12 protein-coding genes are annotated in these 14608 nt (G+C 70.1%); 3 read left to right on the forward strand and 9 right to left on the reverse strand.

Features of this window, described 5'->3' with window-relative positions; translation table 11 throughout:
- The first annotated feature begins 1 nt into the window (after position 1).
- Complete coding sequence (locus HNR07_RS25700; protein WP_184367168.1) at positions 2 to 1441, forward strand: MFS transporter; 1440 nt, start codon at positions 2 to 4, stop codon at positions 1439 to 1441.
- 122 nt (positions 1442 to 1563) lie between these two features.
- On the opposite strand, the gene HNR07_RS25705 is transcribed toward HNR07_RS25700, so the two are convergent.
- The 5 genes from HNR07_RS25705 to HNR07_RS25725 form a co-directional block, all read right to left on the reverse strand.
- The gene (locus tag HNR07_RS25705) at positions 1564 to 2289 is read right to left on the reverse strand and encodes an anti-sigma factor (protein ID WP_184367170.1); all 726 of its coding nucleotides are present in this window, start codon (positions 2287 to 2289) and stop codon (positions 1564 to 1566) included.
- Between the two features lie 8 nt (positions 2290 to 2297).
- Entirely contained in the window at positions 2298 to 2891 is a 594-nt protein-coding gene (locus tag HNR07_RS25710; RefSeq protein ID WP_184367172.1) for a sigma-70 family RNA polymerase sigma factor, read from the reverse strand.
- A 104-nt stretch (positions 2892 to 2995) separates the two neighbouring features.
- The gene (locus HNR07_RS25715; RefSeq protein ID WP_184372671.1) at positions 2996 to 3649 is read right to left on the reverse strand and encodes a fasciclin domain-containing protein; all 654 of its coding nucleotides are present in this window, start codon (positions 3647 to 3649) and stop codon (positions 2996 to 2998) included.
- A 111-nt stretch (positions 3650 to 3760) separates the two neighbouring features.
- On the reverse strand, positions 3761 to 5404 hold the full coding sequence (locus HNR07_RS25720; RefSeq protein WP_376769946.1) for a molybdopterin-dependent oxidoreductase: 1644 nt from the start codon (positions 5402 to 5404) through the stop codon (positions 3761 to 3763).
- 97 nt (positions 5405 to 5501) lie between these two features.
- Positions 5502 to 6152, reverse strand: a complete 651-nt coding sequence (locus tag HNR07_RS25725; RefSeq protein WP_184367174.1) for a fasciclin domain-containing protein — start codon at positions 6150 to 6152, stop codon at positions 5502 to 5504.
- A 464-nt stretch (positions 6153 to 6616) separates the two neighbouring features.
- On the opposite strand from HNR07_RS25725, the gene HNR07_RS25730 reads away from it, so the two are divergent.
- Together HNR07_RS25730 and HNR07_RS25735 are read left to right on the forward strand one after the other, a co-directional pair.
- Entirely contained in the window at positions 6617 to 8209 is a 1593-nt protein-coding gene (locus tag HNR07_RS25730; RefSeq protein WP_184367176.1) for an OmpA family protein, read from the forward strand.
- A gap of 128 nt (positions 8210 to 8337) precedes the next feature.
- Entirely contained in the window at positions 8338 to 8934 is a 597-nt protein-coding gene (locus tag HNR07_RS25735; RefSeq protein ID WP_184367178.1) for a Uma2 family endonuclease, read from the forward strand.
- 425 nt (positions 8935 to 9359) lie between these two features.
- Here the strand turns inward: HNR07_RS25735 and HNR07_RS25740 are convergent, their stop codons facing one another.
- The 4 genes from HNR07_RS25740 to HNR07_RS25755 all read right to left on the reverse strand — a co-directional run bounded on the left by HNR07_RS25740 (position 9360) and on the right by HNR07_RS25755 (position 14530).
- The gene (locus HNR07_RS25740) at positions 9360 to 10058 is read right to left on the reverse strand and encodes a hypothetical protein (protein WP_184367180.1); all 699 of its coding nucleotides are present in this window, start codon (positions 10056 to 10058) and stop codon (positions 9360 to 9362) included.
- A gap of 168 nt (positions 10059 to 10226) precedes the next feature.
- Positions 10227 to 11633, reverse strand: a complete 1407-nt coding sequence (lpdA, locus tag HNR07_RS25745) for a dihydrolipoyl dehydrogenase (protein WP_184367182.1) — start codon at positions 11631 to 11633, stop codon at positions 10227 to 10229.
- Positions 11634 to 11765: 132 nt separating this feature from the next.
- Entirely contained in the window at positions 11766 to 12623 is an 858-nt protein-coding gene (locus HNR07_RS25750; RefSeq protein WP_312893980.1) for a DedA family protein, read from the reverse strand.
- 281 nt (positions 12624 to 12904) lie between these two features.
- Positions 12905 to 14530, reverse strand: a complete 1626-nt coding sequence (locus HNR07_RS25755) for a hypothetical protein (RefSeq protein WP_184367184.1) — start codon at positions 14528 to 14530, stop codon at positions 12905 to 12907.
- Positions 14531 to 14608: the final 78 nt, after the last annotated feature.

Genomic DNA, 14608 nt, shown 5'->3' on the forward strand with positions numbered 1-14608 from the left:
CATGACGATTCAACGGCGGCAGCCCTACCTGCCCCCGAAACCCCCGGAATTACCGGAACCGCCGGAACCCCCGGAGCCAACACTGCCCCCGGACCCCGGGCCGTCAACGGAACCAAGGTTGTCACCCAAGCCAACGCTGCCCCCGGACCCCTCGGAACTACCGGATTCACCGGAATCGCTGGAGCCCCCGGAACCCCCGGGGAGCGGAGCAGTCGAGGTCGCACCGCTGATCCGGAACCAGGACTTCCAGACCCTGTGGACGAGCCGTTTCTTCGCCGGACTGGGTAAGGAGAGCGGCGAGGTCGCCTATCCGCTGCTGATGCTGCTGTTGGCCGGCTCGGCGGCCCAGGCCGGGTTCGTCGGCGCGGCCCAGGTGGCCACCGCCATGATCACGGCGGTTCTGGGCGGTTCGCTCGCGGACCGGGCCGACCGCCGCACCCTTCTGCTGATCTGCGACCTCGGCCGACTGGTCCTGCTCGTCGCCTTCGCCGGGATGCTGTTCGGCGGGCACGCCACGGTGCCCCTCGTGTTCTGTGTGGCGGTCGCGTCCTCGGCGCTGATGGGGATCTCCAACCCGGTCGCCATGGCCGCGATCAAACAGCTCGTGCCGTCCTCGCAGATGGCCGGTGCCGCCGCGCAGAACCAGATCCGCTTCTTCACCACAACCGCCCTCGGCCCGCCCGTCGCCGGATTCTTCTTCAGCCTGGGCCGGGCCTTCCCCTTCCTCGCGGAGGCGGTCTGCTACCTGGTGTCCACGGCGCTGATCCTCCGCATTCGCAGGCCCATGCAGGCCCACCACGAGAGCGAACCGGAACGGCTGAGCCTGCGGGGCGCGGTGAGCGGGTTCGTGCTGCTGGCCCGGCACCCGATTCTGCGGCCGATGATGCTGTGGATCGTGGGCTTCAACATCGCTTTCACCCAGACCGGGGCTTTCCTGGCGCTGATCGCCACCGCCGACGACCGGGGCGCCTCCAACTTCATGGTCGGCCTGACGGTCTCCCTCGCGGGCGCGGGCGGGCTGGCCGGTGCCCTGGTCGCCGGGGTGGTCATCCGCCTGGTGCGGCCCACCGCGATCTTCCTCTTCGCGGCCTGGTCCGCGCCGGTGTTCGCGCTCGCGCTCCTGGCCGCGCCGGGGGTGCTCTCGCTCGGGCTGATCATGGGGTGCGTCTTCGCCGCGGTGCCGTGCGTGAACGCTGTGTTCTACGGCTACGTCGCCACCTCCGTCCCCGACCGCCTCCAGGGGCGGGCGCTGGGCGCGGTGACGTTCATGGCCCTGCTGTCCCAGCCGATCGGAATCCTCAGCGTCGGGCTGCTGTTCGACCTCGCCGGACCGACGATGGTGTTCCTGATGATGGCGGTGGTGTCGGCGCTGGCCGCCCTGTTCACGCTCGGTCCGACGATGCGGGCCCTGCCCCGGCCGGAGGAGATCGCGGTGCCGTGACCCAGCTGCCGTCACCCAGTTGAGGTGACAGTGGGGAGCCGTTGAGAACGCGATGAAGCCCCCGCAGCTCTGGTTCTCGATGTCGCTGCGGGGGCCTCGCCTCGGGGACGGTGCGGGTCGGGTCAACCGGTGACCGGCATCGCCATCACGGGGTCGGAGGTGGGCTGGTCCGAGCCGCCCTCGGGCTCGACGGTCACCGCCACACCCTCGGTGCCCTCGTCCGGGGCCGCGAGCACCGGCAGTACGAACCCGGAGTCGTCCACGGAGAGCACACCCGCCGAGTACACGCTGCCGTCGTGACGGGTCAGCCAGAGCTGGTAGTCCTCGTCGTGCAGGTCGTCCAGTCCGTGCGCGCTGAACACCAGGTTGCCCAGGCTCTCGGAGTGCACGACCGTCACGCTCACGCCCTCCATGGGCTCGGCGCTGGTGGAGACCGAGTCCGGCGCGGCGAGCACCGCGGCGATCTGCTGTTCGTTGGAGCGGAGCTCGTCCACCTGGCGGCCCTGGTCGAGCACGGTCGCGCCCAGGGCGATGATCACGGCCACGCAGGCGGCCAGGGCCAGGCCGAGGGTCCACGGCCAGAGCCGGCGGCGGGGTTCGGGGAGGCGTTCGGGGGCAGGTGCCAACTGGCGGGTCTGGGCGACCTCCGCCAGCACCCGCTCCCGCAGTTCCTCGGGAGGGGTCTGCGCGGCGGCCGAGGCCAGCAGAGCGGAGGTCTCGGTGAAGCCCCGCACCTCCTGGACGCAGGAGTCGCAGTCGGCCAGGTGGTCCTCGAAGCGGACGCTCTCGCTCGGGGTGAGGGCGTTCAGCGCGTAGGCGCCGGTCAGTGTGTGCAGATCCTGGCCCATCGTCCTTCTCACCACTCCACCCCCAAACAGTCTCTGAGCCTGATCAGTCCGTCGCGCATCCGTGTCTTGACGGTGCCCAGGGGCGCCGACAGCAGCTTGGCCACCTCACGGTAGGAGTAACCCCCGTAGAAAGCCAGGCGCACTGACTGCTCCTGGAGTTCGGTCAGTGTGTCCAGACATCGGCGCACGCGTTCCCGTTCGAGCCGGTTGGTGGCCTCCTCGGCCACCTCGTCGTAGGGCCGCTTGGTGTCCGCGGCGGCCGCCCGGGCCTCGCGGTCGCTGCTGGCCTGCTCCGAACGCACCCGGTCCACAGCTCTCCGGTGGGCCAGCGTCATCACCCAGGCCTGCGGGCTGCCCCGGCGGGAGTCGTAACGGCAGGCGCTGCGCCACACCTCGACCAGGACCTCCTGGGCGACCTCCTCCGACTGCGCCGGGTCGCGCAGGATCCGGCGCACCAGCCCGTAGACGGAGGGGCTGATCAGGTCGTAGACCTGGCCGAAGGCCTGTTCGTCGCCGCGCGCGACCTGGCGCAGCAGCTCCTCCAGCCCCGGCGGGACGGCATCGTGGGCCGCGTCGTGCGGCACAGCCTCTGCCCTGTCCATCCGAACCCTTCTCGTTGGTCTTCGGGTGTGGGACCCGGACGGTCCGGCGTCAGCGCACGGACCGTCCGGGTGTACTTCGGGATACCTCGGAGGTCACCCTCTCATCAGGAGGGCATCAGCACCGTGTCGACGATGTAGACGGTGGCGTTGGAGGTCTGCACGTTGCCGCAGACCACCTGGGAGTCACCGTTGACGGTGAACTCCTCGCCAGCGCCCTCGGTGGTGACTTCCTGACCCTGCAGCGAGGTGAACGTGCCGTCCTCCAGCGCGGCGGGGTCCTGCTCGCCCTCGACCACGTGGTAGGTCAGCACCTCGGTGAGCTGCTCCTGGTCCTCAAGCAGGGCGTTCAGGTCCTCCTCGGGGATCTTGTCGAACGCGTCGTTGGTGGGCGCGAAGACGGTGATGTCCTCGGCCGAGTTCAGCGTGTCGACCAGGTCGGCCTCGCCGACGGCGGTGACCAGCGTGGACAGCAGCGGGTTGTTGGACGCCGCGGTGGCGACCGGGTCCTGGGCCATGCCCTCGAAGCTGCCGTCACCGTCCTCGGGCACCTGGGCACAGCCCGGGCCGAAGTTCTCGCCCGCGGTCGTCATGCCCTCCGCGCCCTCGTCGTTGTCCTCGTCCATGCCGTTCTCTTCGGTCTCCTCGGCGCTACCGGTCTCGGTCTCGGTGCCGGTGTCGTCCATGTCACCACAGGCGGTCAGGCCGAAGGCGAGTGCGGCGGCCGCGGCACTGGCGGCGAGGGCGTTCTTACGGATCATGGCGTTCTTGCGCATCATCGTTCTCTCCTTGCGGTTCTCTTTTTGTGTCTGTGTTGTTGCTCTGTGTGATGGTCAGTCGGTGTGCGACCGAACCCCTTCGGACGCCGCGCCTCAGGTCGCGGTGAAACGGATGCGATGCCACCCCGTGGCGCCGTCGGGTACTGGTTCCACCCGTTCGGAAGGCTGGGTGAACCCGGTGGAATCGGTCGCCCGGACCTCGACGGAGTGGTTACCGGGGTCGACGGTGGTCTCGGTCACCCACTGGACCCACGTATCGATGCCGGGGACCTCGGCCAGCTCGGCCTCCCACCACTCGCCGTCGTCCACCCTGACCTCGACCGCGTCGATACCGCGGTGCTGTGCCCACGCTATTCCGGCGAGCACGACCTCCCCGGACTCGACGCGCCCGAGCGGGGCGGGCACGTCGACACGGGACATGGTCTTCACCGGGGCCCGCACGCCCCAGCCGCGCTGGGCCCAGTAGGCCTGTTCGTCGGCGAAGCGGGTGAGCTTGATGTCGGTGACCCACTTGGTGGCGCTGACGAACCCGTACAGGCCGGGCACCACCATCCGCGCGGGGTAGCCGTTGGCGTGGGGGAGGGGCTCCCCGCCCATGCCGACGGCGAGAAGGGCGTCGCGGCCGTCCATGACGACCTCGGTGGGGGTGCCGCAGGTCCAACCGTCGCTGGACGTACTGAGGATCTGGTCGGCACCCGAATGCACCCCCGCCTCCCGGATCAGTTCGGCGAGGGGGAAACCGAGCCAGCGGGTGTTGCTGATCAGGTCCCCGCCGACCTGGTTGGACACGCACACCAGGGTGATGTCGGACTCGACCAGCTCACGGGAGAGCAGTTCGTCCATGTCGATCTCGAAGGGGCGGTCCACCAGGCCGTGCACGCGCAGCGTCCACTGGGTGGAGTCCAGCCGGGGGATGGTCAGCGCGGTGTCGATCCGGTAGAAGTCCGGGTTCGGGGTGGTGAAGGGCTCCAGGCCGGGAACGCCGAGGTCGGTCCCCGAGGGCAGGGCGGGAAGCGGCGCGGCCGGTGCGGGCAGGGCCAGCTCGGCCCGGGAACCCGCGCCGCCCGTCAGGGACGGCAGCCAGCGGCCGAGGGCACCGGCGGAACCGGACGCGGCGAGGACCCCTGCCGCGGTGAAAACGAAACCGCGCCTCCCTGGTCCCCGGTCCGGCCCCGGTTCGGGAACGGTGGGCGCGCTGTCCTGTGCGGGCGCAGCGCCTTCCGTGTCCGCTGGTGCCTCGGTCTCCCCTCTTCCTCCCCATGGTTCAAGGGTGTGGCGCGCACTCCTCAGCACAAGCGCGAGGGCCACGGCGCCCGCCCCCGCACCGACGACCACGGCAGCGGCCGCTCCGAAGCCGTCGGTGCGGCGGAGGGCCACGGCGGCGAGCCCGGCCGCCGCGAACAGCACCAGTCCCGCGTACCCCACCATGGGGCGGCGCAGCGCCACGACACCCAGCAGCGCCCCGACCAGGACGAGGACGACCAGGACTCCGGTGATCAGCACGGCCTTGTCGGCCGTCCCGAAGACCTCGATCGCCCACTTCATGAGGAACGCGGGACTGTTGTCGACGAGTGCGTCGCCGACCGTGACCACCGGAGACGTCGCACGGAGGAGCCCGGCGGCGAGTTCGCCGAAACCGAGCGCCGCCCCGACCGCGAGCAGGCCGACACCCACCCCGACGGCTACCCGTCGTCTGTCGCGTGGCGGAGTCCGTTCCCCGCGTGTCTTGATGGTCACGTGGGGGATTCGGGGCCGAGGGGGGAGCGGATTGGTGGATGGGGATCTTTTTCGATTTTTTCTCGGGCGGGGCCCCGGGCGGTGCTCGGGAAGGTGATCAGGACGGGATGAGCAGCATGCCCACCACGTGCACGGTGGCGTTGGCGGTCTCCACGTCCGCGCAGACCACGGGCGCGTAGCCGTCCACGGTGTACCGGCCACCCGAGGCGGACGAGCGCACCTGACCGCCGTTGAGGGCGTCGAACACGCCTCCGTCCAGTTCCGCGGAGGGGACCTCGCCCGCGACCACGTGGTAGTTGAGCAGGTGGGCCAGACCGTACGGCTCCTCCAGGAGGTCGTCCATCTCCCCGTCCGGGTACATGTCGAAGGCGTCGTCGACCGGGGCGAACACGGTCATGCCCTCGGCGGTGTCCATGCGGTCGCTGAGGCCGGACCGCTCCAGGGCGTCGGACAGGTTGCCCAGGACCGGGCTGTCGGCGATGGCGGTGGCGAAGGGCCGCTGCGCCATCTCCTCGAAGCTGCCCGGTCCCTTCCCGGGGAAGTCCGAACAACCGGGGCCGAAGGGCTCGGCCGCGCTCCCGTTCCCGGCCGCCCCCTCCCGCCCCGTTTCCTGCGGGGGGTCGTCGCCAGCGCCTTCGCCCCCGCCGCCACAGGCGCTCAGCACCAGGAGGAGCGCCGCCGCGGTGGCGCCCGTGGCAGCCGCGGGGCCGGTGCCGCCGGTGCGGCGGCTCAGACTGGTCCTGCGCATGCGTCACTCCTTCAGGTGATGTCCCTCCGTCACCGGAGTACGACGCTAAGCGCTGGCGTCCGTTCGCGCGGCGTCCGACTCACCCATCCCCGAACCCGCTCACGCGACCCGCGCCCGGACACGGTGCCAGCCCTCGGCCCCGTCCGGGACGGTCCCCACCGGAGTCGGCGGGCTCACCTCCACCACCGCGTCGGCGACCGTCACCACCGGCCCGCAGGCCCCGCCCAGTGCCGCCGTGACCTCGGCGAAGGCCAGCGCCGCGGCGCCGGTGAGCAGCCCGATCAGGGGGGCCCACGCAGGCGTGGGGGAGGCGTTCAGACGCCATAACCGAAGAATCCCCCATAGGGGTCACCCCTGGCCAGGGCGGTTGACAGTGCTCTCAGGGGGGCTCCGTGGTCGGTTCGACCCCGCGAGTGCAGGAGGATATTGCCCGTAAGTCTCCTCAACGATCGGAGTTCCCCCACATGGCGCGGAAGACGCCCCTCACCGTGGTCGCGCTCATGGTCTCGGGCAGCCTCCTGCTCAGCGGCTGTACCCCCGTGTCCGACTGGTGGTCCCAGACCTTCGGCGACGCGTCCGGTCCGCCGGAGGTCAGGGAGGAGTTCCCCTACGTCCGAGAGGGTCGCATCTTCCAGGACACCGGCCAGGACGCCGAGATGCGCTTCTCCATCACCGGCCTGGAGCGCACCGACGACTACACGGTCATGCACTACGAGGTCACCTACCCAGGCGACTTCGAGGGTCCCAACCGGAACCTGAGCATGGCCCACACCCTGGTCGACCCGCTCACCGGACGCGTGTACCGGCAGTTCCTCGACCAGGAAGGACTCAAGTACGGCTCCGAGAGCCCGAACGAGGACGGCCTGTACCCCGTGCACGACGGGGTCACCAACGAGTACACCCGCTACTTCCCGCGGATTCCGGACGAGGTCGCGCAGGTGACCTTCGTCGGCAGCGGCCTGGGCGCCATGACCGGCATCACGATCCAGGACGTGGACGAGGAGCGGGCGGACCCCGAGAGCCCCAACGGGCCGGACCACCTGAGCCTCGACAACCCGCCCGCCCGCGGCGAGAACCTCACCTTCGCCAACCGCCGCCCCGGTGACGACGCGCTGGCCGACGAGGGCTGGGTGCAGAGCTTCGTCGACTCCGAGGTGGCCTCCACCACCCGTGACGGCGACCGCGAGATCATCTCGCTGCACTCGGACGTGATGTTCGAGTTCGACCGCTCGGACCTGACCGACACCGCCGCGGACGTCGTGCGGCGCGCGGCCACCACGCTGGCCAACAACGTCGACCCCGACGACCCCACCATCACCGTCATCGGCCACACCGACGGCATCGGCGACGCCGCCTACAACGACAACCTGTCGGTGAAGCGCGCCGAGACCGTGCGCAACCTCCTCGCGGAGGAACTCGGCACGGACTACAAGCTGGAGGTCGAGGGGCGCGGCATGCGCGAGCCCATCGCCCGCGAGGGCGGCCCCGACGACGAGGAGGCGCGTGCCCGCAACCGCCGGGTGGAGTTCTCCTACGTCTTCAACCCCACGGTCGAGGCGACCGAGGACGAGGAGTACGACGACGACGGCCTGGGCGTGGCCCAGCGCAACGTCACCTGGCCCGCCCCCTACAGCGACGACCCGGGGTCGGTGGTCGCCGAGGGCGAGAAGGACGGCATCAAGCTGGAGATCTACCCGCTGCGCCGGGACGGCGCCTACGTCATCGGCACCGTGGCGATGACCAACACCACCGACGCGCCGCTCACCCCAGAGCTGGGCGGTTCGGAGTCGGTCGCGGGCGGCCCGGAGCAGTTCAACAAGGGCACGCTCGGCGGCTTCCAGCTGTACGAGCCGGACAACGGCCTGGTGCGCTACGTGGCGCAGATGGACTTCGGTGACGGCCGCTACAGCAGCTTCGCCGAGGAAGTGCACATGATCCAGCCCGGTAACTCGCACGAGCTGGTCGCGGTGTTCCCGGCCCCGCCCGTGGACGTCAAGGAACTGACCCTGCGCGCGGGACCCTTCGGCGAGTTCGAGGAGATCCCGGTCGACTACTGACCGGCCCCGGTCCCCGAAGCTGGAGGAGAGGCCGCCGACAGTGAGCACTGTCGGCGGCCTCTCCCGTTCCTCAAGGGGATCCCCATGAGGAACGGGCACAGGAGTCCGCACCGGAAGGGCCGCACACCATGACTGTGATCGAGCAGCCCTCGCCCAGACCTCCCACCGAGAAACTGAGTGTCGAACAGTTCGAGTTCATCGCCCGGGCTGCCGCCCGTGAGGATGTCACCCTCGAGTACCTCAACGGCCTGGTGGAGACCCGGACCGTTCCCGACAGCGACCACAACGCGATCCTCATGTGGGTGATGCGCCAGTTCATGACCCAGCGGCCGGACCTGGACCTGGATGTCGCAGGCCAGGGCCTGAAGGTCGACTCCTACCGCAAGGGCCGGGCGCGCCCGGACGGCATCCTCGCGCCGGTCGACCACTTCGCCGGACAGGGTGAGTGGGCGGATCCCGCCGGGGTTCTGGTAGTCGTCGAGGTCACCTCATGGGACTCCGACACCAGCACCCGTGACCGGGTCGAGAAGGCCCGCGCCTACGCCGCCTGTGACATCGGCGTCTACCTGCTGGTGGACCGCGACGACGACAGCGTCACGGTCCACAGCGAGCCCGGGGGCGGCAGGTACCGCGACATCGCCGAGCTCGGCTACGGGCACACCGTCGAGATCCCCGGGGTCGGGGTCACCCTGAGCACAGGCGGCCTCAAGCGGTACGGGCGCTAGATCGTTGATGGGAGCTTTCTGGAGCTCCTGCGCCCGTGCCGACGGGCGACTACCCCGCAGACCGAAACCCGACCGGTGGCCTGTCCTGTGCTTCCGAAACCCTCTCATCCCCGATGATCTTGCTACCAGGAGCAAGTTCGGCGCCGAACTTGCTCCTGGTAGCAAGATCATCTTCGAAGAGGAGGCCGGAACCCTCCCGAGGAGGATCCGCGCCCCTCAGCCGTCGTTCCGCCGGTGAGAGTGACCGACCGCGACACGGCCAGGCGTTGCGTGCGGGCCCGGGGGAAGAGGGCTGCAGAGCCGACCCCTGGCACCTGGTGAGCCGCCGAACCGCCATCAACGCTCTAGAACAGCAGAAGCAGGGCCGCCCGCCATCCCTTGGGTTCTAGTGCTGTCGGCGGCCCCGCAGAGCGTTCAGAAGACCCCTAGCCGCGGATCTGGCCCGCGGCCTGGAAGACGACCTTCTCCAGGTCTCCTCGCTCCACGTCGTCGAAGTAGGCGATGGCGGTGACGTGGAAGTCGCCGGGCAGCTGGAGGTACAGGTGCTTGCTGGAGCCGTCCACCGTGCCGACGTACTCCAGGTCGCCGCCGAGGTCGTCCGAGTCCTCGGTGTGGTAGGTGTCCACGTCCACGTCGACGTCCACCTCCCAGTTCATCTCGGCCTCCGCGCCGGGCACCTGGACGACGTCCGGGTTGGCGCTGGGGTCCGCGCCCGAGGTGAACACGAGGGTGAACGACGGGGTTCCGGGTTCGGTACCGCCGTCGCTGAAGGTGCAGGAGAGCTGCTCTGCGTCCTCGATCCCCTCGATCGGCCCGCTCTCCTCGGTCAGGACCGGGCCCGGGGCCAGGTCGCCGACGATCTGGGTGGCGTTGGCCGCCTCGCAGGATTCAGGCAGACCGTAGGCGGAGGCCGCTTCCTCCTCCTGCTCCTCTGTGCCCTCTGCGTCCTCGGGGCTGGGGCTGGCGCTCGCCTCCTCCTCGGGGGAGTCCGCGCCGCCCGACGACAGGCTCAGGTCCAGGTCGAGGTCGACCACGTCGCAGCCGACGAGGACGACACCGCCGATGACGACCGCGGCGACGGCCGTGCCCAGGCACGACAGGGGTGTGGACGGGATCAGGCGCATGGGTGGCTTTCGGTTCGGGGTGCGCCGGGCCGGGGGAGAGGGCGCCGACGGGGGACACAGGGAAACTTAGCAAGTCCGGGGACCCCGGGGCGCCTCGGCCGACCGGACGGGGCCGGTCTTGGGGAAGACTCCCCGGACCGGCCCCGTCTGAGTTCGCGCGGTGGCGGATCAGTAGTTGATCATGTGCCCGGCCAGGCCGTGCACGGCTTCCTTGACCGCCTCGCTGAGGGTCGGGTGGGCGTGGATGTTGCGCGCCACCTCGTGCACCGTCAGGTCCCACTGCTGGGCCAGGGTCAGCTCCGGCAGCAGCTCGGTGACGTCCGGGCCGACCATGTGGGCGCCCAGGAACTCCCCGTACTTGCCGTCGGAGATGATCTTGACGAAACCGCGGGTGTCACCCAGGCCGTGCGCCTTGCCGTTGGCCATGAACGGGAACTTGGCGACCTGGACGTCGTAGCCCGCCTCCCTGGCCTCCTTCTCGCTGTAGCCGAAGCTGGCGATCTGCGGCTGGCAGTAGGTCGCCCGCGGGATGAACCGGTAGTCGATCTCCTGCGTCTCGGCGTCCGCGATGGTCTCCACCGCCACGATGCCCATGGCCTCGGCGGTGTGCGCCAGCATGAGCTTGGCGGTGACGTCGCCGATCGCGAAGATGTGCGGGACGTTGGTGCGGCCGCGCCCGTCGATGGCGATGGCGCCGCGCTCGGTCAGCTCCACCCCGGTCTTGTCCAGGCCGTAACCCTCGACGTTGGGCGCGAAACCGATCGCCTGGAGGAGCTTGTCCGACTCCAGGGTCTGCTCCTTGCCGTCGCTGCCGGTGACGGTCACCTTCACACCCGAGCCGGTGTCCTCGACCCTCTCCACCTTGGTGGAGGTCAGGATCTTCACGCCGAGCTTCTTGTAGGCGCGGGCGATCTCCTTGGAGACCTCCTCGTCCTCCAGCGGGACGACCCGGTCGAGGAACTCCACGATGGTGACGTCCACCCCGTAGTTGCTCATCACGTAGGCGAACTCGACGCCGATGGCGCCCGCGCCCGCGATGATGATGCTCTCGGGGAGCTCCTCGGTGAGGATCTGCTCCTCGTAGGTGACGACCCGCTCCGACAGCGAGGTGCCGGGGATCAGCTTGGTGGAGGAGCCCGCGGCGATCACCGCGTTGTCGAAGGTGACGGTCTCGGTGGAGCCGTCCTCGCCCTTGACCTCGATCGTGTGGTCGTCGACGAAGGTGCCGCGCCCGTTGAGCTCGGTGATCTTGTTCTTCTTCATCAGGAAGTGGACGCCCTTGACCCGGCCGTCCGCTACTTCCCGGCTGCGGCTGAACGCCTTGCCGTAGTCGAACTCGACCGTGCCGTCCACCTTGATGCCGAAGTAGTCGGCCTCGTTGTTGAACAGGTGGGCCAGCTCGGCGTTGCGCAGCAGGGCCTTGGAGGGGATGCAGCCCACGTTGAGGCAGACCCCGCCCCAGTACTTCTCCTCGACGACGGCCGCCTTGAGGCCCAGCTGAGCGGCGCGGATCGCCGCGACGTAACCGCCGGGCCCGGCACCGAGGACGACCAGATCGAAGTGTTGCTGTCCCATGACGGGATCTCCTTGAGTGTGTTTGTGACGCACCCAGTGCAGCCGGCTTGCCCGGGGTGTCGGATTGCCGCTCGCCAGCCTAGTCGGGTACCCCGCCGCTGTGTGTGACCATGCGCGTTCACGGCCCTACTTTCAGGCGTTGTTGCTGGACAGTGGGGCTTCGGGGAAGTCGGGAACGTTCTGCTCGGCCTCGGGGGTGCCGGTTCCGGATCCGGCCTCGGGCGCGGTCCCCGCGGCTTCGGAGGCCAACCGCTCGGTCTCGGCGTCGTAGGCCTCACCCGTCTCCTTCAGGAACTGGGCCTTGCGCTTCCGCTGATCCCTGACGGTGGGGATGGTCGGGAGGATCGCCATGGCCATGATGAGCGCGAGCATGATCCAGAGGGCGTAGCTGTCGATGAGCAGGACCACGTCCACACCCGCCTGCCCCGAGGTGTAGCCGATGCCCGCGACGACGGAGGTGACCATCAGGGCTCCGAACAGGTCCAGCAGCATCAGGGTGGTCAGACGCATCCCGCTCACCCCGGCGACGATGTGCGGGAGCGCGGGGGGTACGCCCGGCAGGTAGCTCAGCGGGATGAGGAGCCGCATGACCCACGGGTTCATCGTCTCCAGCTTCCTGGCGAACTTGCGGCCGCGTTCGCTCGGGACCATGAAGCTGACGATGTTCATCCCCCAGCGGCGGCCCGCCCACCAGAAGAGCCAGCTGACCTTCGCCTTGCCGACCGCTCCCGCGACGATCACCAGCCACAGGGAGCCCTCGCCGATGCTCGCGAAGGCTGAGGCTGCCCCGATCGCGGCGTAGCTGCCGGTGGCGAACGCCAGGGCCACCGGGTGGTCGGCGATGAAGAACGGACGCAGCGGCATCGTCAGCATGAAGAACGCGGGGATGCCGATGAGCATCCAGAGCAGGACCTTGTCCTGCCGCTTCATCTCCTTGGGCCAGGGGCGCATGCCCTTCATCTCGGCCTTGGCACGCTTGGTCTCCTCCACGTCCCACGCCTTCCCGGCGGCCTTGAGGGCCGCTTCACGGCTGGGGCGGGGCGGGGCCCCGATGGCGTCCTCGTCACCGTGACCCTGGGGGTGTCCGTGTTCGTCGTCATGTCCCCAGAATCCCGTGAAACCACCTCCAGCCGACAGTCGCAGTCATCACCGCCCCCGTGTGAGGGACGCGGTGGGCGGGTGATGACAGCTGTCACATGCGGTGGAGCGACGAGGTGTCGAACAGCGGTGACCGGAAGCGGTCACGGTGGTGCCAGAGGGGCAGCAGGGGTTCAGCGCTCGGGCGGGCGCATCGGCCACTTCCAGCCCGGGGCCCAGGTGCTGCTGTCCGACACCCCGGGAGGCATCGGCGGCAGCAGGCGCGCGCCGGGCGGCAGGCCGTCGTCGACCGGCTCCGGCCGGGGTTCGGGCTCGGACCGGAGCCAGGGCTCGGTTTCGGCTTCGGACTCCGGGAGCGGGCGTGGGTCGCGCCACGCGGGCTCGTCCAGGGACGAGTCGAAGAGGTCGTCGAAGCCCTGTCCGGCGGGTGCGGACGGCGCGGAGGGTGCGGCCCACATGGCCGGAACCGCGAAGTCGTCCGGCTCGTCCGGCTCCTCCTCCGGCGCCGGGCTGGCCGGGGGTGCCAGGGGCTGATCGGGCGCGGAAGCCGGGTCGGGGTTGATCGTGACGTCCTCGAAGGACGGGGCCAGCCCGGGGCCGGGGGTGTCCAGCTCCGGGTCCAGGGCGCTGAACGACGCCGACATCGGGCCCGAGTCCACCTCGGCGAAGTGCGCGGCCACCCCGAAGTGCCGGGGCGGACGGCGGTGCGAGCCGGTGTCGTCGAGCTCGATCGGCGGGGCCTGCGGGTGACGGACCGAACCGGCCGGGTGCATGCGCGCCCACCAGGCGGCCGCCTCGTCCGGATGCAGCTCCTCCAGGACGGCGAGGGCGCCGGTGATGTGCGGGTGGCGGCGGCCGGCCCGCCAGGAGTGCAGCAGCGACTGCGGTTCCAGGACCAGCACCCGCTCGTTGTCCACCAGGGGGATGTCCCCGGGACAGGCCTCGTTGCCGATCCACGTGCCGTCACCGCCGACCAGGTCCCATTCGCCGCGTACGACGTCGGCCAGCGGGTCCACCGCGGCGTCCATGGAGGCCGCCACCCAGCGCGGGTCCGGGCGGGTGCCGGGCAGCCGGTACCCCTCCTTGCCGATCAGCGCGTCGGCGAGCAGGGTGTGCAGCTGGAAGTTGTCGCTCACGCCGTCGAAGCGCACCCGAAAGCCCCGCCAGGAGGCCCGGTCCAGGACCAGGATCCGGCTGACCTCGGACATCCGCAGCAGCTCGCGGACCTCAACGAACTCGCTCAGGCGGGTGGAGAGGGCCTGGACGAGCTGGCCGAGCTGGTCCATCGCGCCGGGGTCCGCGCGCACCGCGGAGCGCACCCCGGAGTCGCCGAGCATGGCCTTGGCGGCCAGCCCGTAGCGCAGCGAGGTCCACCAGCCGACGGTGGCCAGCGGGGCGTTGTCGCCGAGGACCTCCTCGACCCGCTTCTCATCGGTCTCGCCCACGTCGTTCGGGGAGGGGAGGGGCCCGCCACCGGTCTTCTCCCAGGCGTGCATGAAGGCCGCGGCGGCCTGGCCGTAGCTGCCGAGCTGGCGCAGCACCTCCAGGCCGACCTGACCCGCGGGGGCGCCGGACTCCACCAGGGCTCCGGCCAGGACGGAGAGGTCGGAGGCCACCCCGGCGTAGGGTTCGACGTCGCTCAGGACCGGAGTCAGCGCCTCCAGCGCGATGGCCAGTTCCTCCCGGGGTACATCGGAGGAGAGCCGGAACACGTCGTGCACGGCCTCGTGGAAGCCGGGTGCCTGGCTGGCGGCGGTGTCGAGCACACGTTGGAACGCGGCACGGAACTCTTCAGTCACCCCAGAATCCTGTCATACCCGCACGTGCTCTCCGTGATCAGGACGCATATGCACAAAGCGGGTGAGTGGCGAACGGGG

The sequence above is a fragment of the Nocardiopsis metallicus genome (assembly GCF_014201115.1).
GTDB lineage: Bacteria > Actinomycetota > Actinomycetes > Streptosporangiales > Streptosporangiaceae > Nocardiopsis > Nocardiopsis metallicus.

Coding starts and splice junctions, on each gene's coding strand:
- HNR07_RS25700 (WP_184367168.1), top strand. CDS start 2: ATGACGATTCAACGGCGGCAGCCCTACCTGCCCCCGAAACCCCCGGAA.
- HNR07_RS25705 (WP_184367170.1), bottom strand. CDS start 2,289: ATGGGCCAGGATCTGCACACACTGACCGGCGCCTACGCGCTGAACGCC.
- HNR07_RS25710 (WP_184367172.1), bottom strand. CDS start 2,891: ATGGACAGGGCAGAGGCTGTGCCGCACGACGCGGCCCACGATGCCGTC.
- HNR07_RS25715 (WP_184372671.1), bottom strand. CDS start 3,649: ATGATCCGTAAGAACGCCCTCGCCGCCAGTGCCGCGGCCGCCGCACTC.
- HNR07_RS25725 (WP_184367174.1), bottom strand. CDS start 6,152: ATGCGCAGGACCAGTCTGAGCCGCCGCACCGGCGGCACCGGCCCCGCG.
- HNR07_RS25730 (WP_184367176.1), top strand. CDS start 6,617: ATGGCGCGGAAGACGCCCCTCACCGTGGTCGCGCTCATGGTCTCGGGC.
- HNR07_RS25735 (WP_184367178.1), top strand. CDS start 8,338: ATGACTGTGATCGAGCAGCCCTCGCCCAGACCTCCCACCGAGAAACTG.
- HNR07_RS25740 (WP_184367180.1), bottom strand. CDS start 10,058: ATGCGCCTGATCCCGTCCACACCCCTGTCGTGCCTGGGCACGGCCGTC.
- lpdA (WP_184367182.1), bottom strand. CDS start 11,633: ATGGGACAGCAACACTTCGATCTGGTCGTCCTCGGTGCCGGGCCCGGC.